Annotated in this window: 23 protein-coding genes and 2 tRNA genes; 16 read left to right on the top strand and 9 right to left on the bottom strand. The window is 65.3% G+C overall.

Going from position 1 to position 25,837, the window contains the following annotated elements:
• Position 1: 1 nt before the first annotated feature.
• From trpA to ACX12D_RS13245, 7 genes are all read left to right on the top strand, one after another.
• Complete coding sequence (gene trpA / locus ACX12D_RS13275) at positions 2 to 799, top strand: tryptophan synthase subunit alpha (RefSeq protein ID WP_183034310.1); 798 nt, start codon at positions 2 to 4, stop codon at positions 797 to 799.
• Between the two features lie 182 nt (positions 800 to 981).
• Positions 982 to 1,854, top strand: coding sequence for an acetyl-CoA carboxylase, carboxyltransferase subunit beta (accD, locus tag ACX12D_RS13270; RefSeq protein WP_441641544.1), 873 nt, complete (start codon positions 982 to 984; stop codon positions 1,852 to 1,854).
• 908 nt (positions 1,855 to 2,762) lie between these two features.
• Complete coding sequence (folC, locus tag ACX12D_RS13265; RefSeq protein WP_459371450.1) at positions 2,763 to 4,073, top strand: bifunctional tetrahydrofolate synthase/dihydrofolate synthase; 1,311 nt, start codon at positions 2,763 to 2,765, stop codon at positions 4,071 to 4,073.
• Between the two features lie 110 nt (positions 4,074 to 4,183).
• Positions 4,184 to 4,912 (top strand): SPOR domain-containing protein, encoded by a 729-nt coding sequence (locus ACX12D_RS13260; protein ID WP_459371449.1) that lies wholly within the window; start codon positions 4,184 to 4,186, stop codon positions 4,910 to 4,912.
• A 78-nt stretch (positions 4,913 to 4,990) separates the two neighbouring features.
• Complete coding sequence (locus tag ACX12D_RS13255; protein WP_183034345.1) at positions 4,991 to 5,488, top strand: CvpA family protein; 498 nt, start codon at positions 4,991 to 4,993, stop codon at positions 5,486 to 5,488.
• Positions 5,489 to 5,586: 98 nt separating this feature from the next.
• Positions 5,587 to 7,122, top strand: a complete 1,536-nt coding sequence (gene purF / locus ACX12D_RS13250) for an amidophosphoribosyltransferase (protein ID WP_459371448.1) — start codon at positions 5,587 to 5,589, stop codon at positions 7,120 to 7,122.
• Positions 7,123 to 7,534: 412 nt separating this feature from the next.
• Positions 7,535 to 8,740 (top strand): O-succinylhomoserine sulfhydrylase, encoded by a 1,206-nt coding sequence (locus ACX12D_RS13245; protein ID WP_459371447.1) that lies wholly within the window; start codon positions 7,535 to 7,537, stop codon positions 8,738 to 8,740.
• Between the two features lie 36 nt (positions 8,741 to 8,776).
• Here the strand turns inward: ACX12D_RS13245 and ACX12D_RS13240 are convergent, their stop codons facing one another.
• The 3 genes from ACX12D_RS13240 to nodI form a co-directional block, all read right to left on the bottom strand.
• Positions 8,777 to 9,007, bottom strand: coding sequence for a hypothetical protein (locus ACX12D_RS13240; RefSeq protein WP_441641050.1), 231 nt, complete (start codon positions 9,005 to 9,007; stop codon positions 8,777 to 8,779).
• Between the two features lie 237 nt (positions 9,008 to 9,244).
• A complete protein-coding gene (locus ACX12D_RS13235; protein WP_459371446.1) occupies positions 9,245 to 10,105 on the bottom strand; it encodes an ABC transporter permease in 861 nt (286 codons plus the stop codon).
• 24 nt (positions 10,106 to 10,129) lie between these two features.
• Complete coding sequence (gene nodI / locus ACX12D_RS13230) at positions 10,130 to 11,041, bottom strand: nodulation factor ABC transporter ATP-binding protein NodI (RefSeq protein WP_459371445.1); 912 nt, start codon at positions 11,039 to 11,041, stop codon at positions 10,130 to 10,132.
• 200 nt (positions 11,042 to 11,241) lie between these two features.
• On the opposite strand from nodI, the gene ACX12D_RS13225 reads away from it, so the two are divergent.
• Entirely contained in the window at positions 11,242 to 11,775 is a 534-nt protein-coding gene (locus tag ACX12D_RS13225; RefSeq protein WP_441641047.1) for a PaaI family thioesterase, read from the top strand.
• Positions 11,776 to 11,871: 96 nt separating this feature from the next.
• A complete protein-coding gene (locus ACX12D_RS13220) occupies positions 11,872 to 12,489 on the top strand; it encodes a LysE family translocator (protein ID WP_459371444.1) in 618 nt (205 codons plus the stop codon).
• Positions 12,490 to 12,880: 391 nt separating this feature from the next.
• Here ACX12D_RS13220 and rpsU read toward each other — a convergent pair whose 3' ends face one another.
• Complete coding sequence (gene rpsU / locus ACX12D_RS13215) at positions 12,881 to 13,093, bottom strand: 30S ribosomal protein S21 (RefSeq protein WP_006158571.1); 213 nt, start codon at positions 13,091 to 13,093, stop codon at positions 12,881 to 12,883.
• A gap of 34 nt (positions 13,094 to 13,127) precedes the next feature.
• Positions 13,128 to 13,325, bottom strand: a complete 198-nt coding sequence (locus tag ACX12D_RS13210) for a cold-shock protein (protein ID WP_006158572.1) — start codon at positions 13,323 to 13,325, stop codon at positions 13,128 to 13,130.
• A 129-nt stretch (positions 13,326 to 13,454) separates the two neighbouring features.
• Here ACX12D_RS13210 and ACX12D_RS13205 point away from each other — a divergent pair.
• Positions 13,455 to 13,530, top strand: a tRNA-Met gene (locus ACX12D_RS13205).
• A 201-nt stretch (positions 13,531 to 13,731) separates the two neighbouring features.
• On the opposite strand, the gene ACX12D_RS13200 is transcribed toward ACX12D_RS13205, so the two are convergent.
• Positions 13,732 to 15,060, bottom strand: a complete 1,329-nt coding sequence (locus ACX12D_RS13200) for an ATP-binding protein (RefSeq protein ID WP_459371443.1) — start codon at positions 15,058 to 15,060, stop codon at positions 13,732 to 13,734.
• Positions 15,061 to 15,795 (bottom strand): response regulator, encoded by a 735-nt coding sequence (locus tag ACX12D_RS13195; RefSeq protein ID WP_150983133.1) that lies wholly within the window; start codon positions 15,793 to 15,795, stop codon positions 15,061 to 15,063.
• Positions 15,796 to 16,002: 207 nt separating this feature from the next.
• On the opposite strand from ACX12D_RS13195, the gene ACX12D_RS13190 reads away from it, so the two are divergent.
• From ACX12D_RS13190 to ACX12D_RS13165, 6 genes are all read left to right on the top strand, one after another.
• Positions 16,003 to 16,785, top strand: a complete 783-nt coding sequence (locus ACX12D_RS13190; protein ID WP_459371442.1) for a MipA/OmpV family protein — start codon at positions 16,003 to 16,005, stop codon at positions 16,783 to 16,785.
• A 10-nt stretch (positions 16,786 to 16,795) separates the two neighbouring features.
• Positions 16,796 to 17,992 carry an SDR family oxidoreductase gene (locus ACX12D_RS13185; protein WP_459371441.1) on the top strand — a complete coding sequence of 399 codons (1,197 nt, stop codon included), beginning with the start codon at positions 16,796 to 16,798 and terminating at the stop codon, positions 17,990 to 17,992.
• Complete coding sequence (locus ACX12D_RS13180; protein ID WP_459371440.1) at positions 17,989 to 20,397, top strand: penicillin acylase family protein; 2,409 nt, start codon at positions 17,989 to 17,991, stop codon at positions 20,395 to 20,397. Before ACX12D_RS13185 ends, ACX12D_RS13180 begins: the two co-directional genes overlap by 4 nt.
• A gap of 200 nt (positions 20,398 to 20,597) precedes the next feature.
• Complete coding sequence (fusA, locus tag ACX12D_RS13175) at positions 20,598 to 22,706, top strand: elongation factor G (protein ID WP_441641042.1); 2,109 nt, start codon at positions 20,598 to 20,600, stop codon at positions 22,704 to 22,706.
• A gap of 75 nt (positions 22,707 to 22,781) precedes the next feature.
• On the top strand, positions 22,782 to 23,063 hold the full coding sequence (locus ACX12D_RS13170; RefSeq protein WP_459371439.1) for a hypothetical protein: 282 nt from the start codon (positions 22,782 to 22,784) through the stop codon (positions 23,061 to 23,063).
• Between the two features lie 260 nt (positions 23,064 to 23,323).
• The gene (locus tag ACX12D_RS13165; RefSeq protein WP_459374017.1) at positions 23,324 to 24,250 is read left to right on the top strand and encodes a tripartite tricarboxylate transporter substrate binding protein; all 927 of its coding nucleotides are present in this window, start codon (positions 23,324 to 23,326) and stop codon (positions 24,248 to 24,250) included.
• A 157-nt stretch (positions 24,251 to 24,407) separates the two neighbouring features.
• Here the strand turns inward: ACX12D_RS13165 and ACX12D_RS13160 are convergent.
• Positions 24,408 to 24,483 (bottom strand) — tRNA-Asn (locus ACX12D_RS13160).
• Positions 24,484 to 24,692: 209 nt separating this feature from the next.
• Positions 24,693 to 25,802 (bottom strand): NAD(P)/FAD-dependent oxidoreductase, encoded by a 1,110-nt coding sequence (locus ACX12D_RS13155; RefSeq protein WP_150983139.1) that lies wholly within the window; start codon positions 25,800 to 25,802, stop codon positions 24,693 to 24,695.
• Positions 25,803 to 25,837: the final 35 nt, after the last annotated feature.

The raw sequence follows: 25,837 nt of genomic DNA, 5'->3' as shown, positions 1-25,837 counted from the left end.
CATGTCCCGAATCAAAACGACTTTCGCGGCGCTGGCCGCGCAGAACAAGAAGGGCCTGATTCCGTTCATCACCGCTGGGGACCCCGAGCCCGGCCTGACGGTCGCGCTGATGCACGCGCTGGTGGCGGGCGGGGCCGACGTGATCGAGCTTGGCGTGCCATTCTCCGACCCGATGGCCGACGGCCCAGTGATTCAGCGCGCCTCCGAGCGCGCGCTTGCGCAGGGCGTGACGCTGACCAAGGTGCTGGCCTGGGTGGCCGAGTTCCGCCAGACCAACGCGGCGACGCCCGTGGTGCTGATGGGCTACGCCAACCCGATCGAGCGCATGGGCGAGGAAACCTTCGCCAAGGCCGCGCGCGCCGCCGGTGTCGATGGCGTGCTGGTGGTCGACTACCCGCCCGAGGAGTGCGAGTCCTTCGCCGCGCAGATGCGCGCCAACGAGATGGACCCGATCTTCCTGCTGGCGCCGACGTCCACCGACGATCGCATCGAAGCCGTGGCCAAGCTGGCCAGCGGTTACCTGTACTACGTGTCGCTCAAGGGCGTGACCGGTTCGGCCACCATCGACCTCGACAGCGTGGCCGCCCGCATTCCGCTGATCAAGCGCCATGCCAACCTGCCGGTGGGCGTGGGCTTCGGCATCCGCGACGCGCAGACCGCGCGCACGATCGGCAGCGTGGCCGACGCCGTGGTGATCGGCAGCCGCCTGGTGCAATTGCTCGAGGATGCGCCGCGCGACCAGGCGGTACAATCGCTGCAGTCGTTCATCGCGGAAATCCGTCAGGCGCTGGATGCCTGAATGTGACTGAAACGACGCCGCCTGTGTCGACGCACGGGCGGCGAATGCAGCAAAAAACACTGATTTTGACGGCCGTTGTGCCGCAACAGGCGCATCGCCCCGGCGGAACGGGGACTGCGGACCGCAGGCATGGTAAATTCGCGGCCTGACATGTTCCGCGCATGTGCCGAAAGGAGCCTTTCATGAGCTGGTTGGATAAACTCCTCCCTCCCAAGATTCAACAGACCGACCCCTCCACCCGCAAGGGCATTCCGGAAGGGCTGTGGGTCAAGTGCCCGTCGTGCGAGTCGGTGTTGTACCGGACCGACGTCGAGGCCAACCTCCACGTCTGCCCCAAGTGCGACCACCATATGCGCATCCGCGCCCGCGCCCGCCTCGACGGGCTGCTGGACGCCGAAGGCCGCTATGAAATTGGCCAGGAAATCCTGCCGGTCGACGCACTGAAGTTCAAGGACACCAAGAAGTACCCGGACCGCATCAAGACCGCCATGGACGACACCGGCGAGACCGATGCCATGGTCGTGATCGGCGGCGCCATTCACACCATTCCGGTAGTGGTGAGCTGCTTCGAGTTCGAATTCATGGGCGGCTCCATGGGCTCGGTGGTAGGCGAGCGCTTCGTGCGTGGCGCCCAGGCGGCGCTGGAGCAGAAGGTGCCGTTCATCTGCATTACCGCCACGGGCGGCGCACGCATGCAGGAAAGCCTGCTGTCGCTGCTGCAGATGGCCAAGACCACGTCGATGCTGAACCAGCTGTCGAATGCCAAGCTGCCGTTCATCAGCGTGTTGACCGATCCCACCATGGGTGGTGTTTCGGCCAGCTTTGCGTTCTTGGGCGATGTGGTGATCGCTGAGCCCAAGGCGCTGATCGGCTTTGCCGGTCCCCGCGTGATCGAGCAGACCGTGCGCGAGAAGCTGCCAGAGGGCTTCCAGCGGGCAGAGTTCCTGCTGCAGAAGGGTGCGATCGATATGATTGTCGACCGCCGCAAGTTGCGGGATGAGTTGGCGCAGTTGCTGGCTTTGCTGCAGAAGCAGCCGGCGGATGCGGTGGCATAAGGGTTGGGTTGGTTGATAGTGATCAGGCGCGGGCGGTTGTTCGCGCTTTTTCGCTTTTTGGGGATGATGGGGAGGTGGGTGGTGGGTTTAACTGCAACTGCCTAACTGCAACTGCAACTGCAACTGCAACTGCAACTGCAACTGCTTAACTGCAAAGTCAAAGGCAGTTTCACCTCCCCTGCGGGGCGGCGACCTACTTTCTTGTCTCGCCAAGAAAGTAGGCAAAGAAGCGACCCGGATGGGGCGAAAGACTCCTCGTCGGAAGACAAAAAGAGCGGCCGGGGGCCAAACTCACATCGCCTTAAGGCGATGCTCAAACATGGCCCCCTCGTTTCCGCTCCTTTTGCCTTCCGACGAGGCGCCCCATAACGGGAGATGAAAACCCAGACGGCTCGCTGCGCATCGCGGGTGGGTGATTTCCGCCTGGGGGCGGAAATCACGGCTACACCGATGACCCCCCACTGGGTCGGCCGTATTTCCCGCCTGGGGGCGGGAAATACCCATGCGCGATGCGAAGCGAGCCGTGAAGGTGTGCCAAGGCCGTATGGGGCGCCTCGGGATTCGACGAAAAGAGCGGAAAAGAGGGACCCATGTCTGAGTATCGCCTTAAGGCGATGCGAGTTTGGGTCCCGGCCGCTCTTTTCGTCGAATCCCGAGGGGTAGTCGCCCCATCCGGCGCGCCTTTTTTGCCTACTTTTTTGGCAAGACAAAAAAGTAGGTCGCCGCCCCGCAGGGGTGGTGAAACTGCAGTTGAAGTTGTAGTTGCAGTTGCCTTTGACGTCAGGCCTTTGACTTACCCCAACACGCCCCAACATCACCCCAACACAAAACCAACCCCAAGCAAAGAACCACTTTCCCCAAAACCGGCTCCAATAAGCCACCCCCCCGATTAACGCCGTCTCCCCATCATGCCTATCTTCCCCTCCCTCCCCGAATGGCTAACCCATCTCGAATCCGCCCACCCGGTGGGCATCGACATGGGCCTGGCGCGCATCACCCGCGTCAAGGAGGCCCTGGGGCTGCGCATCGATGCGGTGGTGTTCACCGTCGGCGGCACCAACGGCAAGGGGTCCACCTGCGCCATGCTGGAGCGCATCCTGCTTGAGGCGGGCTACAAGGTGGGTTGCCATACGTCGCCGCACCTGATGGCGTTCAACGAGCGTGCGCGCATCAATGGCGAGTTCGCGACAGACGCGCAGCTGTTGCCGCATTTCGAGGCGGTGGAGCGGGCGCGCACGAGCTTTGCGGATCCGGTGAGCCTGACGTATTTCGAGTTCACCACGCTGGCCATCATCCATGCTTTCGCCGCGGCGGGCTTGGATGCCATGATCCTGGAGGTGGGGCTGGGCGGCCGGCTGGATGCGGTGAACGTGATCGATACCGATTGCGCCATCGTGACCAGCGTGGACATCGACCACACCAGTTACCTGGGCGATACGCGCGAGAAGATCGGCTACGAGAAGGCGGGGATCTTCCGTCCTGGCGTGCCGGCCATCGTGGGGGATCCGGTGCCGCCGCAGTCGGTGATCGATCATGCCGAGGCGATCGGCGCGGATCTCTGGCTGGTGGGCCGGGACTTCCATCAGGAGGCTTCCAAGGGGCAGGAGCGTCAGCAGTGGGATTGGAGCAGCCGCGAGCGCAAGCTCAACGGGCTGGGCTATCCCGCGCTGCGCGGAGCCAACCAGTTGCTCAATGCTTCGGCCGCGCTGGCCGCGCTACAGGCGATGCGCCCGAGGCTGCCGGTGAGTGCGCAGGAAGTGCGCAACGGGCTCGCCTTCGTGGAGTTGCCAGGGCGTTTCCAAGTGATGCCGGGGCGTCCGGTGGTGATCCTGGATGTGGCGCATAACCCGCATGCGGCGGCCACGCTTGCCCAGAACCTCGACAACATGGGCTTCTTCCGCTACACCTACGCGGTGTTCGGCGCGATGGAGGACAAGGACATCGCCGGCGTGCTGCGCCATCTGGCCGACAAGGTCGACCACTGGTGCCTGGCCGACCTGCCGACGCCGCGCGCGGCCAGCGCGGCGGACTTGCTGGAGAAGCTGGAAGAGGGCGGTTTCCATCCGGGGCCAGATGCCACGGCGGCCTGCTTTGCCAGCCCGGAGGCGGCTTACCGGGATGCCCTCGGCAGAGCGACCGAGGATGATAGAATTCTGGTCTTCGGATCGTTCTACACCGTGGCGGGCGTGATGGCATACCGCGCCACCCGGGCAAATTGAGTCGCGCGGCCGCCGGGCAGTTTTCCGGGGCTAACACCGGGGCAAATCGCCGCGCAATCTGAGCGACAATTTCAACGGCCGGCTTTACGGCCGTCGCACCGAACCAATCTATGGGCCTGCTTTCGCTGTTTTCTTCCCGCAAGGGCAACGCCGCGGCACCGGAGCGTGGGCGCCGCTCGCGTTCGGATCCGGGTGCAGGCATCGCTTCGTCGCGGCGCCTGGCCGAGGAGTACGCGGACGACACGCTCGACCCTGAGTTTCCGCAAAAGCAGCGGGCGCGCCGGCGCCTGATCGGCGCGGTGGTGCTGATGGCGGCTGCCGTCATCGTGCTGCCGATCGTCTTCGAGACCCAGCCGAGGCCGGTCGTCGACAATATTGCGGTCAAGGTCGAGGGTGGCACGGGCGGCGCTGCGGGCAAGGTGAAGACTGATGCTCGCAAGGCGGATCCGTTGCCGCCTGCTCCGCAATCCAAGCTCGATAGCCAGGCGCTCGATGCCGGCGAGGAACTGGTTGCCGATTCGGCTGCGGCCAAGCCGGCCGCTGCGGCCGCGGCAGCGCCTGCCGAGAAAATCGCCGACAAGCCGGCCACCCCCGCAGCCAAGCCGGGCAGCGGCAAGTTCCTGGTGCTGATCGGCGCGTTCTCCTCGGAGGAGAAGGCCAAGCTCTGGCTGAGCAAGCTCAAGGCAGGCAAGGTGCCCGCCTATATCGAAAAGAAGGTGTTGGCCGACGGCGAGCGTGTGCTGCTGCGTGCCGGCCCTTTTTCGGATCGCGACGCGGCTGACGCCGCCGAGAAGCGGGTGCGCGCCGCGGGCCTGACCGCCAAGGTGATCGAACAGTAAAGCCCGGCGCGGGCTGGTTGCCCCATGAGCCCCACTATCCTCATTACCCGGCCGCCGCACCGGGACACCGTATTACGCATGCAGCCGACTTTTTTCGATTACAGCGTTGTTTTCATCCTCATCGCCTCGGGCCTGATCGGCGTGCTGCGCGGCCTGGTGCGGGAAGTGCTATCGCTGATCGGCTGGGTGGTGGCGTTCCTGGTGGCCTACCACTTCGCGGGCACGGCGGCGGGCTGGATCCCCGAATCGGTGCCCGGCGGGCAACTGGCGCGTAGCGCACTGGGCTTCGCGGTGGTCTTCATCGGCACCGTGATCGCCGCGGCACTGGCCGGCACGGTGCTGGGCCAGTTGCTGGAGAGCACCGGGCTCAAGCCCGCGGACCGTGGCCTAGGGCTGGTGTTCGGGCTGCTGCGCGGCGCGTTGGTGGTGATGTTCGTGGTGACCGTGGCTGGGTTCACCAAGCTGCCTGAGGAAGCATTCTGGCGCGATGCGCTGTCCCGGCCCTACGTAATGCAGGCGATGGAGTCGTTGCGGCCCTGGCTGCCTCCCGAAGTCGCCAAATACGTCAAGACATGACATGAGGCCGGGCGGACCCGCCCGGCTGGTAGTACGCGGGCTCCTCCCTGAAGGGCGGGGCCGCCCCCTGATTCAAACGCCTTTCCTGGGAGCTTGGCATGTGCGGTATCGTCGGTGTGGTTTCATCCACGCCCGTTAACCAATTGATTTACGACAGCCTGCTGCTGTTGCAACACCGCGGACAGGATGCAGCCGGCATCGCTACCGCAAACGGCAGCACCTTCCACATGCACAAGGCCAACGGCCTGGTGCGCGACGTGTTTCGCACGCGCAATATGCGCGGCCTGCCGGGTGCCGCCGGCATCGGCCAGGTGCGTTACCCCACCGCCGGTTCGGCCTCGAGCGAGGAAGAAGCCCAACCGTTCTACGTCAACGCGCCCTACGGCGTGATCCTGGCCCACAACGGCAACCTGACCAACTGGAAACAGTTGCATGAGGAGCTGTTCAGCCGCGACCGCCGCCACATCAACACGCACTCCGACACCGAAGTGCTGCTCAACGTGCTGGCCGACGAGCTGCAGCGCGCCAGCAGCGGCCTGGCGCTGGATCCGCCCACGATCTTCAGGGCCGTGGCGGGCATGCACCGCCGCGTGCGCGGCTCGTACGCCATCGCCGCGCAGATCGCTGGCTACGGCATGCTGGCCGTGCGCGATCCGTTCGGCATCCGTCCGTTGTGCCTGGGCAGCGTGGAAACGCCGACCGGCAAGGAGTGGATGGTGGCGTCGGAGTCGGTGGCGCTCGAAGGCATCGGCTACAAGCTCGAGCGCGACGTGGCGCCCGGCGAGGCCATCTTCATCGACCTGGACGGCAAGCTCTACACCCAGCAGTGCGCGGATAATCCCGTGCTGACGCCGTGCATCTTCGAGTACGTCTACCTGGCCCGCCCGGATTCGTGCATCGATGGCGTGCCGGTCTACGATGCGCGCCTGCGCATGGGCGACTACCTGGCCGAGAAGATCCGCCGCGAAGTCTCCGCGGGTGACATCGACGTGGTGATGCCGATTCCCGACTCCAGCCGTCCGGCCGCGATGCAGGTGGCCAACAAGCTGGGCGTGAACTACCGCGAGGGCTTCTTCAAGAACCGTTATATCGGCCGCACCTTCATCATGCCCGGCCAGGCGGTGCGCAAGAAGTCGGTGCGCCAGAAGCTCAACGCCATGGGCGTGGAGTTCAAGGGCAAGAACGTGCTGATCGTGGACGATTCCATCGTGCGCGGCACCACGTCCTTCGAGATCGTGCAGATGGCGCGCGAAGCCGGCGCCAACAAGGTGATCTTTGCGTCGGCCGCGCCCCCGGTGAAGTTCCCCAACGTGTACGGCATCGATATGCCCACCCGCAGCGAGCTGGTTGCCTACGGCCGCACGGATGAGGAAATCGCCCGCATCATCGGCGCCGACAAGCTGGTCTACCAGGACGTCGAAGCCATGAAGCAGGCCGTGCGCGACATCAACCCCAAGCTGAACGACTTCGATGCTTCGTGCTTCGATGGCCATTACGTCACGGGTGATATCGACGAAGCCTACCTGGAGCGCCTGGAAACCGCGCGCAGCCAGGCCGATCGCGATGGCACCGGTGGCCTTGGCGATAGCGAGCGCTCGCAACTGCACTTGCAGCGCTCCGGCGGCAACGAGTAAGGCGGCGCACGCCCGCAATCGCCGTGATGACCGGCGCGGAGTTGACGAGAAGCGAGGCCCGGCCGTAACATTGCCGGGCGTCGATTTGATTGTCAGCTTGCGGACGCGGGTACTGCCGGAGCGATAGGTTGATCGTTGTTGTTGATCATGGCTCCCGGAACAGGAAATTGCCCGTCACAGGGAAATGCCCGAAACAGCTAAAGCGGAACGCCGGCTTCCCGGTTGTGCGCACTACAGGCACATTGGCAAGCCGGATTCCCGCCGCAGCGCGGGGCCATCCCAACGAACACAAGCAGCCCGTCGATTCGGCCCCCGGCCAAAGATCGCACGGGCTTTTTTGTTGCTGCCGCCGGGGCAGCCAGGCTACCACCACTTACACGGATAACCGCGCGGGTACCACCGCCTCCCCATCATGAACGAACCGCTTCCCCTCGACTCCCTCGGCATCGATACGCTAGGCGTGCGCGCCGGCACCATGCGCAGCGAGTTCATGGAGCACTCGGAGGCGATGTACCTGACCTCCAGCTTCTGCTTCAACAGCGCTGCCGAGGCCGCGGAGCGCTTCGCCAATTCGGAGTCGGGCTTCACCTACTCGCGCTTCACCAACCCCACGGTGGCGATGTTCCAGAGCCGCCTGGCCGCGCTGGAAGGCGCCGAGGCGTGCATGGCAACCGCATCCGGGATGAGCGCGATCATGTCGATCGTGATGTCGTCGATGCAAGCGGGCGATCACCTGGTCAGTTCGCGCGCCATCTTCGGCTCCACCATGACGCTGTTCTCGAACATCTTCGCCAAATTCGGCGTGGAAACCACCTTTGTCGATGGCACCGACCTGGCGGCGTGGCGCGCGGCGGTCAAGCCGAACACCAAGCTGTTCTTCCTGGAAACGCCATCCAACCCGCTCACCGAAGTGGCCGACATCGCCGCGGTAGCGGACATCGCCCACAACGCTGGCGCGCTGCTGGTGGTGGATAACTGCTTCTGTTCGCCGGCGTTGCAGCAGCCGATGAAATTCGGCGCCGATATCGTGGTCCACTCGGCCACCAAGCATATCGACGGGCAGGGCCGCGTGCTGGGCGGCGCGGTGCTGGGCTCGCACGATTTCATCATGGGCAAGGTGTTCCCCTTCGTGCGCACGGCCGGGCCGACGCTGTCGGCATTCAACGCCTGGGTGCTGCTCAAGGGCATGGAAACGCTGGCGATCCGCATGGAGCGCCACAGCCAGAGCGCGCTGGCACTGGCCGAGTTCCTGGAGTCGCATCCGGCGGTTGCGCGCGTATATCACCCGGCGCTGAAGTCCCACCCGCAGTACGAGGTGGCCCAGCGCCAGCAAAGCGGCGGCGGCGCCATCGTGTCGTTCGAACTCAAGGGGGCGTCACCGGAGCAGCAGCGCGCCAATGCCTGGCGCGTGATCGACAACACGCGCGTGTGCTCGATCACCGGCAACCTGGGCGATACGCGCACCACGGTGACCCATCCCTACACGACCACGCATGGACGCGTCAGCCCGGAAGCCAAGGCGGCCGCGGGCATCGGCGAAGGGCTGATCCGCCTGGCTGTCGGCCTTGAATCGGTGGCGGACCTGAAGGCGGACTTGCTGCGCGGCCTGCAGGGCTAAAGCGTCAGTGCGTCAGGGCGCCAAGGGCCCGGGCGCTCAGTGCGCCGGCACGGCGTCGTCGCTGCTGCCGGCCACGGCCTTGACCCCGGCCTTGGTCACGTCGTAGGTCGTCTCGACCACGGTCGACCCCACGCTCACTGCCGCGGAGCCAACCGTGGCCGCGGTAGAGACCGCAGCACTGCCCACCGCCACGGTGGCGCCAACCACGCTGCAAGCGGCCATTGCACCGCACAGGCCCAAAGCGGCCAACGTTGCAGCAGCGCGCATGACGCGGCTCTCCTGCGGCTCTTTCTTCGCTGGCGCGACGCGGACGGATATTGGAAATGGCATGGGCACAGCTCGCGCTCGCGGGTCGGTGGAGGTGATGTGGGCGGCCGGCCTCAGGTATCCAGGTACACCGGACACCTTGCGCCGTGCCCGGCATCATACTCTCTGGCGGCGAACACATAGAACTGGGGGGCAGCGTTGCCGCGGCGCACGGTCGCCTTCGCCTTTGCCGCGGTCTCAGCGCAGCAAGCGCCGGCGCAGGAGTATCAGCGCCACCACCAGCGCCACGGCCGCGTAAGCGCCGAGCACGATCAGGTGCAGCGCCAGGCTGTCGACCGGGCGCCCCAGCATGATGGGGCGGATCAACGCCACCGCATGCGCAAGCGGCAGCACCTGGGTGGCGGCCTGCGCGCCCGCGGGCAATTGCTCCAGCGGGAAGAACACGCCGGAGAGCAGCAGCATCGGCGTCATCACCAGTGTCTGGTAGAACATGAAGAAGTCGTAGCTGGGCGCCAGCGCGGTGACGATCATGGCCAGGCTGGCAAACGCGATGCCCGCCAGCACGATCACGGGCAGCGCCAGCAGCGCGCCCGGCAGCTGCGCATAACCCAGCGCGCCGGCCACCAGCATGATGGCCAGGCCCGACAGCACCGCCTTGCTGGCGGCCCACATGATCTCGCCCAGCACCACGTCGCCGAGTGTTAGCGGCGCATGCATGATGGCTTCCCAGGTGCGCTGCACATGCATGCGCGAGAAGGCGGAATACATCGACTCGAAGCTCGCCGACATCATCACGCTGGACGCCGTGGTGCCGGCCGCGAGGAAGGCGATGTAGGACACGCCGTTGACCTGCCCCACCAGCAGGCCAAGCCCGAGGCCAAGCCCGAACAGGTAGATCATCGGATCGGCCAGGTTGCCGATCATCGAGGGAATCGCCAGCTTCTTCCACACCATGAAGTTGCGGTACCAGACCATGGTCCAGTTGCGCATGTTCATCGGCAGCAGCGGCTGCGGGTAGTGCTGCCGCGGCGCGGTGGCAGGGTGCGCAGCGGTGGCGGCGGCTGGCGCGACGGCGGGGCGGGGGTCTTGTTCGCTCATGTTCATTCCGTTGTCAGTCTGGCCTCAGTCCCGCATCTCGCGGCCGGTCAGCTTGAGGAAGACGTCTTCCAGGTTGGCGGGGCGGTGCAGGTAGCGTACGCCGCTGCGGCCGTGCAGCGCCGCCAGCAATGGCGCGGGCTCCTTGACGTAGCAAAACAGTGTCTCGCCGCTCATCTCGGTGCGCATCGAAAGCGGGTGCAGCTCGCCGCGCAGGGGCTCCAGGTTGTCGCCATACACTTCCACCACGTCGCAGCCGATCTGGCTGTCGATCAGTTCATGCGGCTTGCCTTCGGCGATCTTGCGGCCGCTGTCGATCACACACAGGTAGTTGCACAAGCGCTCGGCTTCTTCCATGAAGTGCGTGGTCAGCAGGATGGTCTTGCCGTTGGCCAGCAGCGATTTCAGGCGCTCCCAGATCAGGTGGCGCGCCTGCGGGTCCAGCCCCGTGGTGGGCTCGTCCATCACCAGCAGGTCGGGGTCGTTGATCAAGGCGCGTGCCACCGTCAGGCGCCGGCGCATGCCGCCCGACAGGTCTCTTACCTGCGCCTTGGCACGGCTCTCCAGCCGCGCGAATTCCAGCAGCGCCGGCACGCGCGCTTCGATCACGGCGCGCTCCAGGCCGAAGTAACGGCCAAAGATGCGCAGGTTCTCCACCACGGTGAAATCGGGATCGAGGTTATCGAACTGCGGCACCACGCCCACCCGCATGCGGGCCTGCGGTGCGCGCTGTGGAATCGGCTCGCCGCACAGGGTGAGCGTGCCGCGAGCCGGTGTGGTCAGTCCCAGCAGCAAGCGCAGCGTGGTGGTCTTGCCGGCGCCGTTCGGGCCCAGCAGGCCGAAGCACTGGCCGCGCTGCACGCTCAGGCTGAGATCGTCGACCACGACGGTGTCGCCGTATTGCTTGCTTACATTGCGTAGTTCAAGAATGGCAGTCAAGGCAGGAGCGGGAGTTGGGCGCGCCGCGGGCGCAATATCATCATTATGCAGGCAGCTGCGCGAATGCTTTGTGGCGCGCTGCAGCAAGAATTCGCGGTTGCGGTTATCTTGCTGGTTCGCGCCGGGGCGCGCATGCCGGCAAGAGCTGCGCGTGCACGGGACACAAAAACAGATCCAAGCGGATCATGGAGACAAAGCAGATGAGTGCGCAAGACACGCTGGCACAGTGGCAGGAAGCCGAACGACTGGCGCGCGCCAGGCTGGCAGGGCCGGGCGTGGCGACGCTCGCGCAGTTAAGCGAACGTGCCGGGCTGCAGTTCTTCGAGGACATGCTGGCCGGCAAGCTGCCGGGTGCGCCGATTGCGCAACTGATGGACTTCTTTCCGGTGGAGTTCGAGGCGGGGCGCTTCGTCTTCCAGGGCACACCCGGCCCGCAGCACTACAACCCGATCGGCAGCGTGCATGGAGGATACGCCGCGACCTTGCTCGATTCCTGCGTGGGTTGTGCTGTCCACACCATGCTGCCGGCCGGCAAGGGCTACACCACCCTGGAGCTGAAGGTGAACTACGTGCGCCCGCTGACCGCCAAGACCGGCCCGATTCGCGCGGAGGGCAAGGTCATCAGCCTGACCACGCAGATCGGGATTGCCGAGGGCCGCATCGTCGACACGCAGGGCAAACTCTACGCCTACGCCACTACCACCTGCCTGGTCTTTGCAATGCCGGCTGGCTGATACGTGGCAGGCCCGGCGCCGCTGTTTGCGGCAGTCTGCGTTGCTTATACTGGTGCGTCACCCGTGGGTGCCCCATCAACGAAACCTGGAGTCGCAATGTCCTTCGAGCACTGGCTGGCCTTTGTGTTGACAAGCATCGTCGTACTGATCATTCCCGGCCCGACCATCCTGCTGGTGATCGGCGATGCGCTTGCCCATCGTGGCCGCTCGGCCTATGCCACCGTGGCCGGTGTTGCTGCGGGCGACCTGACCGCGTTCACGCTGTCGATGGCCGGCCTTGGTGCAGTGCTGGCCACCTCGGCGGCCTTGTTCACGGCGTTGAAGTGGGCCGGTGCGGCTTACCTTGTCTACCTCGGCATCCAGGCCTTGCGCGGCGCCTCGCGTGCCGGCGCCATGGCGGTCACGGCGCAGTCCGGGAGCAGCCGCCAGCGCTTTGCCAAGGCCTGGCTGGTCACCGCGCTGAATCCCAAGAGCATCGTGTTCTTCGTGGCCTTCGTGCCGCAGTTCCTTGATGCGCGCCAGGCCTTCTGGCCGCAGGCCGTGGTGCTGATTCCCACCTTCGTGGTGATGGCGACCGCCAACGCCGCTGTCTACGCGCTGCTGGCGCGTGCGCTGGCCAAGCGCCTGACCACCCGGCGCGCCCAGGCCAATGTGCAGCGCGCGGGCGGCATCACGCTGATTGGCGCGGGCGCGCTGATTGCGGCGCGCAGTTGAGGCAGGGGAAGTTGCCGGCCAAGCGGGCCGCCATTTATTGTGCGGCCTGTTTTTTTGCCTGTCGCAGCGGCAAGTGCCGTGGCATTAACGCGAAGTAAGGCGGCAGCAAGACGTACGTGCGTCTGGCGCAGTAAAAAAGCGAAGAGGGGAGTAAAAGTGCTGGCCGTATCGCACGCAAAGGGCGACCGCAAGCATGGCGCCGGCCGCGCTCGATCCGATTGGAGCGATGGGCAGGGCGGTATCAGGGCCGGTCGGCGGTTGTCAGGCCACGAAGGGCCGGACATCCGACGGCGCCGCTAAAACAAGAAAAATCCGCCAGGCAATGACTGGCGGATTTATGCGGCCTGCGGCAGAAACGCGTCGAAGCGCGCTCGCCGCTTGCTGTGCCGAATCAGTACATCTTCTTCGGCAACATCTGCATGCGCAGGCGTTTGCGAAGGCGCGATTCCGCGGCTTTCTTCTTGCGCTTGCGCTCGGTCGTGGGCTTCTCGTAAGCGGTACGGCTCTTGAGTTCAACGATCAGGCCGGTCTGGAGGATGGCCCGACGGAAACGCCGCATTGCAACTTCAACGGGCTCACCTGGTTTCAAGACGATCTTAGTCAATTCTGTCCTTTAGCATTGCCGCAAAGCGGCGGGTTCAAACGGGGGAAACATTGGCCGCTTCAGGACCCTTCTTGCCCTGTTGCGACTGGTATTGCACTCGCTGGTTATCTTGCAGCGGAGCACCCCCGCGAACCTGAGAGATGTGGACGAACAAGTCCTTGCCACCAGCGTCCGGGGTGATGAAGCCAAAACCCTTCTGGGCGTTGAAGAACTTGACGGTACCAGTTTCCATGGAAAAATCCTTTTTTGAGCGCAAAGAATGCGCCCACTTGCTTTTACACGTTTACGTAAACGCTGTCAAGAAAGCGTGCCGGAAAAGCTATGCAAATCCGCCAGGGTGGCGTATAGTACGCCCCTCTGACGCGGGGTGGAGCAGTTGGCAGCTCGTCGGGCTCATAACCCGAAGGTCGCAGGTTCAAGTCCTGCCTCCGCAACCAGACCGTATTCTACTAAAAAGCCTGCCCGGAGTCCCGGCAGGCTTTTTGTTTTGTTGCGCGGGCAGATTCCGTCACTATCGCGCTACTACTGCGCCGTCAGGCCGGAAAACGCCATCGCCAGCCATCCGGCAGCGGCGCAGGCGCCCATCCACGCGAGCAGCACGGTAACAATCGTCGACCATTTCATGGGGGGGCGGCTCCTCAACTCGCCGGCTTGCCGGGCATGGCGGGCTCGTCCATGGCTGGCAAGCTGATCACGAAGCGCGCGCCGCCTTTGCTGCTGCTGTCCAGCCTGACCTGGCCACCATGCAGCAGTGCGATGCGCCGCACAATGGCCAGTCCCAGGCCGAACCCCCCGGTATGACGGTTGCGGCTGGAATCGGGCCTGTGGAAGGGCTCGAAAATGCGGGCGCGCTCCTCCGGCGCAATGCCGGGGCCATCGTCCTCCACCGTCAGGGTCAAGGTGCCTGCCGCGTCGGTCTCGGCGTGCAGGTGGATGGCGTTGTGCGCGTAGCGGGCAGCGTTGCGGCAGAGGTTGAGCAGCGCCCGCGCCACCAGCCGCGGATCGCAGACGTGGTGGGGCGCAGGGCCGCTGGCATAGGCCGACAGCGTGAGCTTGTTATCCGCCACCTCGTCGGCCACGCTGGCCGCGACACTGTCGATCAGCTCACTCACCGACACGCGCATCAGCATCATCGGCGCCGCGCCTTGCTCGAGCTGGCCTAGCGTCAGCAGCTCGGTGACCAGTTCGTCGAGCTCGCGCACGTCGCGGCGCAGGTCTTCCAGCCGCAGCACCTGGCGCGCCTGCTCCGCTTCGCCGGTGCCGGCCGACTGCAGCAGCGCGATGCCGAACTCCAGCCGCGCGATTGGCGTCTTCAGCTCGTGCGAGATGCCGTGCATCATTTCGCGCTGGTGCACGATCGAGGCTTCGATCTGTTCGGCCATCTCATTGAATTGCCTGGCGAGTGCGGAGATGTTGGAGCGCCGGGGCAGGTCGGCCCGGGTCGACAGCTTGCCGTTGCCGAAATCCCTTGCCGCCTGCTGCAGCTTGTCCAGGTCGCGCCAGTGGTACCACACCCAGGCGATGATCGACAGCAAGGTGGCGAGGGCGATCAAGCCGTAGGCCAGCACCGAGATGTTGGTGTGGTCGTCTTCCTCGCTGTGCGCGCGCAGGATCTGGCCATCGCGCAGCGGCAGGTAGTAGTGCTTGGCGTCCTGGCTTAGCACCAGTTTGCCGGCGGCAAGGTCGCTGCGCTGCTGCGCATCGAGATGCGTCAGGGCGGCGGCGTCGACCAGGTCAAAGGCCTCGCGCGCGTGCTTTTGCAGGATGGAAAGCGCGGCTTCGCGCTCGGGGCCCCGTTGCGGCCCGAGGAATTGGGAGAGCGTAAAGGCATAACCCTTGCGGCTTTCCCGTTCGGTCTCGGTGAAATGCTCATGGAACAGCGGGATAAACGTGTTGTCGATGACGGTCACCGCGCCGGCTGCGGCCAGGATTACCAGCAGATAGAGCTTGAGTAGCGAGCGGACCATTCATTCCTCCCATGCCGAGGGGCTGAACAGGTAGCCGCGGCCCCAGATGGTCTTGATCTTGTGCGGCTCGGGCGAGGCATCCTCGAAGCGGCGGCGCAGCCGCGAGATGCCGGAGTCGACGGTGCGGTCGATGCCATCGAACTCGATGCCGCGCAATGCCTTGAGGATGTCGTCGCGGCTCAGCACGGTGCCGGCGGCGCGCGCCAGGATCAGCAGCAGGTTGAACTCGGTGGTTTTCAGGTCCACCTCCTGTCCGCGCCATGTCACCTGCCGGTTCGGTGGCGAGATCACCAGGGCGCCGAATACCAGTTCATGGTCCCGTTGCGCGGGCGTGGCGGTTTCGGCAACCCGCTCTGCGGCGGCTCGCCGTAGCAGGGCGCGGGCGCGCGCCACCAGCAGCCTCGGCTCGATGGGCTTGACCACATAGTCGTCGGCGCCGATCTCCAGCCCCGCCACCTGGTCATACGTATCGACGCGCGCGGTCAGGATCAGCACGGGCACGCGCGAGAACGCGCGAATGCCGCGGCACACCTCCATGCCGTCCATATGCGGCAGCATCAGGTCGAGGATGACCAGTGCTGGCCGCAGGGCCTGGACGGCGGCCACCGCGATATCGCCGCGCCGCACCACTTCCACCACGAATTCATAGTTGCCCAGATATTCGCTGACAAGCTGTGCGAGGCGATCGTCGTCCTCGACCAGTAATACCTTGTACTTGGCCATGGTATCGCTCATGACAGGGCTCCCTGGGGCAGAAAAGTGCCGATTCTATCCGGCGAACGACTTGTATTGGGTGCCGAAGACGCTTCAGGACAAATTTGCACAATTGAACAAGATTTCGCGCGATTTCAGGACAGACAGCCCGGCGCGCCATCCTTAATCTGCGTGCTTCGATATCAAGGCGGAGCATCCGTGCAAGAGCAAACAAGAACTCAGGCGAGCATGGCAAGGTTGCCGGCAGCGTGCAAAGGCGTGCTTCTCGTGGCCGCGCTGGCGACCCTGTGCCCGGCAGCGCAGGCGGAAAGCACCTATTCCGTTGGCCTGGCCGCCGGCGCCGCACCGCGCTACGCGGGAAGCCGCGACTACCGGGCTGTCGGCGCGCCGGTGTTGCGCGCCGACTTCGGCAACGGCGCCTTCATCGATATGCTGCAAGGCGCTGGCTATACCTACAAGTTCGGCAACGGCATGTTTGCCACCGCCTCGCTCGGCTACGCGCTGGGCCGTACCGACAAGAACCGCGTGGACCTGCCTGGCTCCGATCACCTGAAGGGCATGGGCGATATCCGGGGCTCGCTGATGGGCGCGTTTCAACTCGGAGCGCGCGTGTACGGCGACACCACATTGAGCGTGACGCTGGATGCGCCGCTGACGCATCGCGAACGCGGGCTGAGCGGGCACATCGATCTGGTCATGCCGGTGATCCAGTCGGGCGCGCACATCGTGACGCTCGGTCCGAGCGTGCACTACGGCTCGGGCCGCTACATGCAGACCCTGTTCGGCGTGACCGATGTGCAGGCCGCCAACAGTGCCTTCAGTGCGTATGCCCCCAAGGCGGGCTTCGATGCCGCGACGCTGTCGCTCACATGGAACTACACCCTTTCCAAGGCATGGTCGGTGCGCACCCTGGTGGCGGCGACACGCCTGCTGGGGGACGCCGCGAAAAGCCCGATTGTGCAGAGCAAGCAGTCGTACTTCGGCATGAGCTCGATCAACTATACGTTCTGAGGAGAACGCCATGATGTGGGATTGGCACGCCAGCCTGCCCGCGCAGGATCTTGCCGCCCGTGCGCGTGCCTGCGACACACGCCTGCCCGGCGTCGATTCGCTGCTGCTGACCGGCGCCACCGGCTTTATCGGCGGCAATGTGATGGTGGCCGCCATCAACGCCGGCCTGGCCCGGCGCTTGCTCTGCCTGGTGCGCGGCGTGGATGCCGAAGATGCACTGGCTCGCCTGCGCGAGAACGCCATCCAATGCGGCCTGTTGCGCAGCCGGGTGGACTGGCTCACCGAGGACAATGTGTTGCTTGGCGCGCTGGACAGCGATTTTGCGCCTGCTGCGCAGGCGCGCCTTGCTGGCGTCACCCATGTCATCAACTGCGCCGCGATGGCCTCGTTCTCCGCCGATGCGCAGGTCACGCGCATCAACGTGCAAGATACGTTGCGCTTTGCCTCGCGCTTCGCGGGCAGCGCAGCCCTGCGGCGCTTCATTCATGTCGGCACCGCCATGGCTTGCGGCACGCAGCGCGGGCCGCGCATTGCCGAGCGGGATGCCGGCCATGGCGGCACCAGCGATCTCAGCCACCTGGTGCCTTACACGCGCAGCAAGCAGGAAGTGGAGGTGCTGCTGCGCAACCGTTTTCCCGACCTGCCGCTGGTGGTGGCGCGTCCCTCCATCGTGGTGGGGCATACCGTGCTGGGCACGCAGCCCTCGGCCAGCATTTTCTGGCTCTTCCGGATCATCCACCAATCGCGCCGCTACACCGCGGGCCCGCATACCCGCATTGACGTGATCGCGGCGGACGACTGCGCGCGGGCGCTGCTGCGGCTCGCGGTCAAGCCCGAGCTAGCCTTCGATGCCTACCATCTCTCGGCCGGCGCGCGCGCGCCCACCATCGCGCAGGTGATCGCGGCCATGGACGAGGCAGTCGCGAGCGATGGCGAGCCCGCCTATCGCAGGTGCCCGGCCAGCGAGCTACCTGTGCTGGCGAGTGACGTGGCGCGCAAGGAGCGCATCAGCAACCGCCGCCTGATCGAGCGCGCACTGCGGCTGTACTCGGGCTTTGCCGAGCTTGGCTATGTCTTCGACAACGGGCGCATCCGGGAGGAGATCGATTTCGAGCCCTTGTCGATCACGGACTATGTCAGCGAATGCATGCGCACGTCGCGCGGCGTCGGCATCCTCGAGCAGATGAGCTGGGATTTCAAGTCATGACGGGCATGCGTTGCGCCGTGGCCGCTTGCGTCGGCATTGGCCGTGGCATGGTGCTGGCCGGCGGGCTCTGCGCCGTGCTGGCGGCCTGCGGCAGCGGCGGGGACGAGGGCGGGCAGGCACAGGGGGAGCGCTACCGCGCGCAGATTCGCCGCACGAGCTACGGCGTGCCGCATGTGATGGCCGACGATGAAGCGGGCCTGGGTTTCGGCGTGGGCTATGCGCAGGCGGAGGATAGCGTGTGCGTGCTGGCCGACCAGTTCCTGACGGTGGCGGGCGAGCGCGCGCGCTACCTGGGCGGCAGCGCAACGGCTGACCCGGACCGGCTCCTCGACAACCGCGGCTCCGATTTCTTCTACGCGCAGCTCAACCAGGCCAGCGCGCTTGATGACGCGTGGCGCGCGCAGCCGCCCGAAGTGCGCCAGCTGCTCAAGGGCTATGCGGCGGGCTACAACCGCTTCCTGAAGGAAACCGGCCGGCTGGCGTTGCCTCAGGCCTGCCGCAACGCGCCGTGGGTGCGGGATATCACCGAGCGCGACCTGTTGCGCCTGATGCGCTTCTACACCTCGCTGGACGGCGCGGTGGCTTTCGCCCCATGGTTGGTGGCTGCCGAGCCGCCGCGTGCCGATGCGGCGCCCGAGCCGGCGCGCCGCGCGCGGGTCGCGCTAGCGCAAGCGGCGGTGGCAGGACGCGCGAGCGCCTATCGGACCGGCAGCAACGGCGTGGCCCTGGGCCGCGATGCGACCGAGAATGGCCAGGGCATGCTGCTGGGCAATCCCCACTTTCCCTGGCAGGGCGTGACGCGCATGGTGCAGCTGCATCTCACGCTGCCGGGCCGTATGGATGTGATGGGCGCCACGCTGCCGGGCATACCGCTGGTTGGCATCGGTTTCACGCGCGAGTTCGCCTGGACCCATACCACGACGTCCTCCGCGCATGAAACCTTGTTCGAGCTGGAGCTCGATCCGGCCGATCCCACGCGCTACCGCGTGGGCGGCACTTACCGGCCGATGCGGCGCCAGCTGGTGACGATCGACGTGCGGCGCGCCGACGGCATCATCGTGCAGGAGTCGCACACGTTTTACCTAAGCGATTTCGGCATGGTGCTGGCGCTGCCGGACATCGTGCCAGGTTACGGCTGGACCACGGCCAAGGCCTACGCCTTGCGCGATGCCAATACCGAGAATCACCGGATGCTGGCCCAGTGGCATGCGATGAACAGTGCGCGTTCGCTGCGGCAGCTCAGGGAGTCGGTTGAGCGTGTCCTGGGCAATCCGTGGAACAACACCATCGCGGTGGACAGCGGCGGCACGGCATTGTTCATGGCGGCAACGCCGGTGCCGAATGTCAGCGAGGCTCAGCTGGCCCAATGCGGGCGCGGCACGGCGGCAGGCAGGTTTGTGCTGCGCGGCACGCAGTTGTGCCATTGGGGCGATTATCCAGACACGCCGCAACGCGGCATCGTTGACGCCGCGCATCTGCCGGCCATCGAGCGCCACGACTACGTGCAGAACGCGAACGACAGCGCCTGGCTGACCCAGCCGGCCGCGCCCATCACCGGGTACTCGCCACTGGTGAGCCAGTCCGGCTATCCGCAAGGCGGGCGCACGCGCATTGGCATCGCGCAGCTGGAAGCCCGGCTTGCGGGCAACGATGGCCTGCCGGGGCGCCGCATGACGCTGGCGCAGCTCAAGGACATGACCCTCAGCAATCGTGTGTACTTCGCGGAGCAGGTGATGGATGACGTGCTCGCCCTGTGCCGCACCACGCCGGTGGCGCAGACGCGCGATGGCGTGCCGGTCAGGCTGGGCGCCGCCTGCGAACGCCTGGCGCAATGGGACCGACGGGCCGAGCTGGGCAGCAACATCGGCTATCTCTACTTCGAGAAGTTCTTCGCAGCCATCAGCATGCAACCCTCGGTCTGGGCCGTGCCATTCGATGCGCGCGACCCGGTCCGCACGCCGCGCGGCCTGAAGCTGGGCGATGCCGCCGCCGCGGGGCTGCTGCGGCGGGCGCTGGCCGACGCGGTGCATGCGGTGGATAGCACTGGCATGCGCCCCGATATCACCTGGGGCGAGGTGCAGGGCGCACAGCGCGGCGCGCGCAGGATTCCGATCCATGGTGGCGCCGATGCGCTGGGTGTCTACAACATGATGGAAACCCGGGATCTGCCCGATGGCAAGCGCGAGGTCGTGCATGGCACCAGTTACCTGCAAGTGGTGTCATTCAGCGTTGCGGGGCCGCATGCCGAAGCGTTCCTTGCCTATTCGCAGTCGTCGGACCCGGCGTCGCCGCATGCAGCCGACCAGACCGAGCGTTTTTCCGGCAAGCGCTGGATCGCCCTGCCATTTACCGATGCCGAGATTAACGCCGACCCTGGTTTCAGCGAGAGGCAGATCGCGCAATGAAGGAGCCTCTGCTCGCGGCGCGCTTGCCTGCCCGGTGCGGGCGCGAACATGATGTTTGCGGCACTTTTCTCCGGCGCACGAGCTAGGGCGCGTGGGCTGGCACTGGCCCTGCCGGCCCGGCGAGCCGCCCGGGGCGTGCCTTACGGTGCGGCGCCTGTAGAAGTGTTACTCTTTTGAGTGATGCCTACCAGGAGATCACCGTGAGCCGCAAAACCCCCATCGAGCGCTATCGGAACATCGGTATCAGCGCGCATATCGACGCTGGCAAGACCACCACCACCGAACGCATCCTCTTCTACACCGGGGTCAACCACAAGATCGGCGAAGTCCACGACGGCGCGGCCACCATGGATTGGATGGAGCAGGAGCAGGAGCGCGGCATCACCATCACCTCGGCCGCCACCACGGCGTTCTGGAAGGGGATGGCCGGCAATTATCCTGAACATCGCATCAATATCATCGACACCCCCGGGCACGTGGATTTCACGATCGAGGTGGAGCGCTCGATGCGCGTGCTCGATGGCGCCTGCATGGTCTACGACGCGGTGGGCGGGGTGCAGCCGCAGTCGGAAACGGTCTGGCGCCAGGCCAACAAATACAAGGTGCCGCGCATCGCCTTTGTCAACAAGATGGACCGTGTCGGTGCGGACTTCTTCCGGGTGCGCTCGCAGATTGCCGAGCGCCTCAAGGGCGCGCCGGTGCCGGTCCAGATACCGATCGGCGCCGAGGAAGGCTTCCAGGGCGTGATCGACCTGGTCAAGATGAAGGCGACCGTCTGGGACGACACCAGCCAGGGGTTGCACTTCGAATATCGCGAGGTGCCGCCCGAACTGCTGGAACTGGCCAAGGAGTGGCGCGAGAAGATGGTCGAGGCCGCGGCGGAAGCCAGCGATGAGCTGCTGCACAAGTACCTTGGCGGCGAGCCGCTGACGGAGGACGAGATCAGGGCCGCGCTGCGCAAGCGCACCGTTGCCAACGAGATCGTGCCGATGCTGTGCGGCAGCGCGTTCAAGAACAAGGGCGTGCAGACGCTGCTCGATGCGGTGATCGACTACCTGCCGTCGCCGGCGGACGTGCCCGCGATCCTCGGCCATACCGAGGACGACAAGGAGGCCGAGCGCCATCCCAACGACGATGAGCCGTTCTCCGCGCTGGCCTTCAAGATCATGACCGATCCCTTCGTGGGGCAGTTGATCTTCTTCCGCGTCTACTCGGGCGTGGTGAACTCCGGCGACACGGTCTACAACCCGGTCAAGGAAAAGAAGGAGCGGCTGGGGCGGATCCTGCAGATGCACGCCAACGTGCGCAGCGAAATCAAGGAAGTGCGCGCTGGCGACATTGCCGCGGCGGTCGGGCTGAAAGAGGCCACCACCGGTGACACGCTATGCGATCCCGATCATGTGATCATCCTCGAACGCATGAGCTTCCCGGACCCGGTGATCTCGCAGGCGGTCGAGCCCAAGACCAAGGCAGACCAGGAGAAGATGGGCCTGGCGCTGAATCGCCTGGCGCAGGAAGACCCCTCGTTCCGCGTGCATACCGACGAGGAATCGGGCCAGACCATTATCTCCGGCATGGGCGAGCTTCACCTGGAAATCCTGGTGGATCGCATGCGCCGCGAGTTTGGCGTGGAGGCCTCGGTCGGCAAGCCGCAGGTGGCTTACCGCGAGACCATCAAGCAGGGGGTGAAGGACATCGAAGGCAAGTTCGTCAAGCAGTCCGGTGGGCGCGGCCAGTATGGCCACGTGGTGCTCGATCTGGAGCCGCAGGCGCCGGGCAAGGGCTATGAGTTCGTCGACGCCATCAAGGGCGGCGTGGTGCCGCGCGAGTTCATTCCCGCCGTGGACAAGGGCATCCGCGAAACGCTGGCGTCGGGCGTGCTGGCCGGCTACCCGGTGGTGGACGTCAAGGCCACGCTGGTATTCGGCTCCTATCACGATGTCGACTCCAACGAGAATGCCTTCCGCATGGCCGGCTCGATGGCGTTCAAGGAAGGCATGCGCCGCGCCAAGCCGATCTTGCTCGAGCCGATGATGGCAGTGGAGGTCGAAACGCCCGAGGAATTCACTGGCAACGTGATGGGCGACCTGTCGTCGCGCAGGGGTATCGTGCACGGCATGGAGGACATCGCGGGCGGTGGCGGCAAGTCGGTGCGCGCAGAAGTGCCGCTGGCCACCATGTTCGGCTACTCGACCTCGCTGCGGTCCCTGACCCAGGGCCGCGCCACCTACACCATGGAGTTCAAGCACTACACGGAAGCCCCGGCGAGCGTGGCCGAGGCGGTCATCAACAGCCGGCACACGCGCTAGCGTGCATGGATTGGCCGGGCAGGGAAATGGCGCCGCTCGCCATGCGGCGCCACATCGACTTGATGGGAGAGTGCAATGGCCAAGCATCCGTTTTCCCAATTCCCCGAGGACGAGCAACGAGACGTCGTGACCCTGTGCACGCGGCTCGGCTTTGTGCCGGAGGACTTCGAGATCACTGACGAAGGCTTCCAGCCCGATGACGGCGACCCGGCGCAACGCCAGGTCAGCGTGCGGCGCCCCGCGATGGATGCGCAGAGCGCCTATGACGCGAGCGAAGGGTCCGGCTGGATCGAGGAGTTCGAGAGCGATCTCGAGTGCGGCCTGTTCGGTCGGCCTTCAGGGCAGGCGCCAGCCTAGAACCCACGCCTCTCGGCACGCTCAGGCATCATCCTGTACGCTTTTGCAATGACATCGGCGCGGCGTCGTGCCGCGCCACAAAAATCGTTCGGAGACAATATATGCAGCAGGGTTTGCCGGCTAGCGTGTCAGCGCTTGTGCGTTCCTTCTGGTCATCTTTTGCGTCTGCCTTTCCGTCAGGGTTTGCCTCATCGTCCCCGGCCGTGCATGCCCGCCGGCGCCGGCAACCTGCCGCGTGGCTCGCCACCGCGTTCCTTGGCCTGCCGGCGTTGGTCGCGGCGCAGGCTGTGGATAGCTATCCCTCCAAGCCGATTCGCGTCGTGGTGCCTTATTCGGCGGGCGGCGGCGCGGATAACGCGGCGCGCGTCATCACCGCCCAGATGAGCGTGCTGCTCAAGCAGCAGGTGGTGATCGACAACAAGCCTGGCGCCAGCGGCACCATCGGCGCCGCGGCGGTCGCCCAGGCGCCGGCCGATGGCTATGTGGTGCTGTACGACGCGTCCACCTTCGTTGTCAATCCGGCGCTGCGCAAGCTGCCGTTCGATGCGGCCAAGGATTTTCTGCCGGTCTCGCTGGCGGTCACGGCGCCCAATATCCTGGTGGTGCCGCCCAATGCCCCCTACAAGACGGTTGGCGAGTTCCTTGGCTACGCACGTCAGCATCCCGGCAAGACAACCTACGCGTCGTACGGTCCCGGCAGCCCCGCGCACATGGTTGGGGAGCTGCTCAAGAGCCAGGCCAAGGTCGACCTGCTGCATGTGCCGTACAAAGGCGGCGCGCCGGCGCTGACCGACGTGATGGGCGGGCAGGTCGATGCCTACTTCGCCAATGCGGCGTCGGGCTTGCCCTATGTGAAGGCCGGCAAGCTGCGGGCGCTGGCGGTGACTTCCGCCAAGCGCATGCCGGCATTGCCCGACGTGCCGACGCTGGTGGAAAGCGGTCTGGCGGGCTTCGACGTGCTGGAGTGGAATGGCTTCTTCGTGCCCAAGGGCACGCCGCCGCAGGTGGTGGCGCGGCTGGCAGCGGCCGTGCAGGCCGCGGTCAACGATCCCAAGGTCCATGCCCGGCTGCTGGATCTTGGCGTGGTGCCGGTCGGCAGCGGTCCACAGGCCTTCGGGCAATTCCTGCAAACCGAACTGACGCGATGGGCGCGGCTGGTCAAGCAGAACGGCATCGCGATCGAGTAGGGGGGAGCTTGGCTGGGCGGGATGTGGCTGCGGGGCTTGGACCCGCAGCGGTTCCGCGGCTGGGTGCGGCATTGCGGCGCAGAAGCACGATGCATCGGGCAAGTTCGAAGCACAAATGGAAAAGGCCCGCAATTTCTTGCGGGCCTTTCACATTCTTTGGCTCCCCGAGCTGGGCTCGAACCAGCGACCTGCGGATTAACAGTCCGTCGCTCTACCAACTGAGCTATCAGGGAACAGCTGAGAAAAGGATTGTAACCAGTTTCTCGTTTATCCGTCAACACCTGCGCTGCAATTTCTTACTGCCGGTGCTGCGGAACTTCTGGTTCCGCCCCGATGTTCCGAGGCAGGGCCGCATTATAGAAGGTCTTTCAGATCTGTGCCATAAAAAAATCGCCCCGAAGGGCGATTTTTTGCATCAAGCACTGAGCCAGGCGCGCCAGGTTCAGTCGAACACCGGCGAATCGACGCCGAGGATCTTGTGCAGCTTCGGCGAAGTGGTCGTGTACTGCATGTGGATCTTCTTCTCGGGGAAGATGTAGGGCGCGGCGCCGAAGGCGGCCAGCGCGGCTTCATGGAAGCCCGAGAGGATCAGCTTCTTCTTGCCGGGGTAGGTATTGATGTCGCCCACCGCGAAGATGCCCGGGATGTTGGTCTCGAACTTCTCCGTGTCCACCTTGATCTGCTTGCGCTCCAGGTCCAGGCCCCATTCGGCGATCGGGCCCAGTTTGGGCGACAGGCCGAAGAACACCAGCAGGTCGTCGAGCGGCAGGCGGCGGGTCACGCCGTCGGCGCCCGTCACCTTGATCTCAGTGAGCAGGCCGTCCTTTTCCTCGTAGCCGCTGATTTGGCCCACCAGGAACTGCATCTCCATCTGCTCGCACAAGTCCTTCATCTTGGCGACCGATGCCGGCGCGGCGCGGAAGCCGTCGCGGCGATGGATCATCACCACGGATTCAGCCTTGCCCACCAGGTCCAGCGTCCAGTCGAGCGCGGAGTCGCCACCGCCGACCACGACCAGGTTGCGGCCGTGGAACCGGCTCGGATCCTTGACGCGGTAGAACAGCTGCTTGCCGTCGAACTTGTCGATGCCATCCACCTTGACCGTGCGCGGCTGGAATGAACCCACGCCGGCGGCGATGAAGATGGTCTTGGTGATGAAGCGGGTACCGAGCGAGGTTTCGACGAAGAAGCGGCCATCTTCGCGGCGCTCCACCACGGCCACTTCCTGGCCCAGGTGGAAGGTCGGCTCGAACGGCTCGATCTGCTTGAGCAGGTTGTCCGTCAGTTCCTGGCCGGTGCAGATGGGCACGGCCGGGATGTCGTAGATGGGCTTGTCCGGATAGAGCTCCACGCACTGGCCGCCGACCACCTTGAGGGAGTCGATCACGTGCGCCTTGATTTCGAGCAGGCCCAGTTCGAAGACCTGGAAGAGTCCGACCGGACCGGCACCGACGATCAGCGCGTCGATTTCCAGCGGGTGGCCGCCGCCAGCGTTGCCGGCGGCAACGTGGTTGGTGGCGTCGGCGACGGGATTAGGGATGCTCAAGTCCATATTCGTCCTGATACGTTGTGGGCACAGGCGTGCCC

It is taken from the genome of Cupriavidus sp. PET2-C1 (assembly GCF_054515855.1).
Note: the sequence above shows the minus strand (reverse complement) of the source record. Positions and strands in the feature narration are given on the sequence as shown.

Bases quoted from the DNA above. Each gene is read 5' to 3' on its own strand.
- folC (WP_459371450.1), top strand. From the start codon at position 2,763: ATGCCTATCTTCCCCTCCCTCCCCGAATGGCTAACCCATCTCGAATCC.
- ACX12D_RS13210 (WP_006158572.1), bottom strand. From the start codon at position 13,325: ATGGAAACTGGTACCGTCAAGTTCTTCAACGCCCAGAAGGGTTTTGGC.
- ACX12D_RS13260 (WP_459371449.1), top strand. From the start codon at position 4,184: ATGGGCCTGCTTTCGCTGTTTTCTTCCCGCAAGGGCAACGCCGCGGCA.
- ACX12D_RS13240 (WP_441641050.1), bottom strand. From the start codon at position 9,007: ATGCGCGCTGCTGCAACGTTGGCCGCTTTGGGCCTGTGCGGTGCAATG.
- ACX12D_RS13235 (WP_459371446.1), bottom strand. From the start codon at position 10,105: ATGAGCGAACAAGACCCCCGCCCCGCCGTCGCGCCAGCCGCCGCCACC.
- ACX12D_RS13225 (WP_441641047.1), top strand. From the start codon at position 11,242: ATGAGTGCGCAAGACACGCTGGCACAGTGGCAGGAAGCCGAACGACTG.
- ACX12D_RS13255 (WP_183034345.1), top strand. From the start codon at position 4,991: ATGCAGCCGACTTTTTTCGATTACAGCGTTGTTTTCATCCTCATCGCC.
- purF (WP_459371448.1), top strand. From the start codon at position 5,587: ATGTGCGGTATCGTCGGTGTGGTTTCATCCACGCCCGTTAACCAATTG.
- ACX12D_RS13195 (WP_150983133.1), bottom strand. From the start codon at position 15,795: ATGAGCGATACCATGGCCAAGTACAAGGTATTACTGGTCGAGGACGAC.
- ACX12D_RS13220 (WP_459371444.1), top strand. From the start codon at position 11,872: ATGTCCTTCGAGCACTGGCTGGCCTTTGTGTTGACAAGCATCGTCGTA.
- ACX12D_RS13200 (WP_459371443.1), bottom strand. From the start codon at position 15,060: ATGGTCCGCTCGCTACTCAAGCTCTATCTGCTGGTAATCCTGGCCGCA.
- ACX12D_RS13155 (WP_150983139.1), bottom strand. From the start codon at position 25,802: ATGGACTTGAGCATCCCTAATCCCGTCGCCGACGCCACCAACCACGTT.
- ACX12D_RS13185 (WP_459371441.1), top strand. From the start codon at position 16,796: ATGATGTGGGATTGGCACGCCAGCCTGCCCGCGCAGGATCTTGCCGCC.
- accD (WP_441641544.1), top strand. From the start codon at position 982: ATGAGCTGGTTGGATAAACTCCTCCCTCCCAAGATTCAACAGACCGAC.
- ACX12D_RS13245 (WP_459371447.1), top strand. From the start codon at position 7,535: ATGAACGAACCGCTTCCCCTCGACTCCCTCGGCATCGATACGCTAGGC.
- ACX12D_RS13170 (WP_459371439.1), top strand. From the start codon at position 22,782: ATGGCCAAGCATCCGTTTTCCCAATTCCCCGAGGACGAGCAACGAGAC.
- ACX12D_RS13180 (WP_459371440.1), top strand. From the start codon at position 17,989: ATGACGGGCATGCGTTGCGCCGTGGCCGCTTGCGTCGGCATTGGCCGT.
- trpA (WP_183034310.1), top strand. From the start codon at position 2: ATGTCCCGAATCAAAACGACTTTCGCGGCGCTGGCCGCGCAGAACAAG.
- ACX12D_RS13190 (WP_459371442.1), top strand. From the start codon at position 16,003: ATGGCAAGGTTGCCGGCAGCGTGCAAAGGCGTGCTTCTCGTGGCCGCG.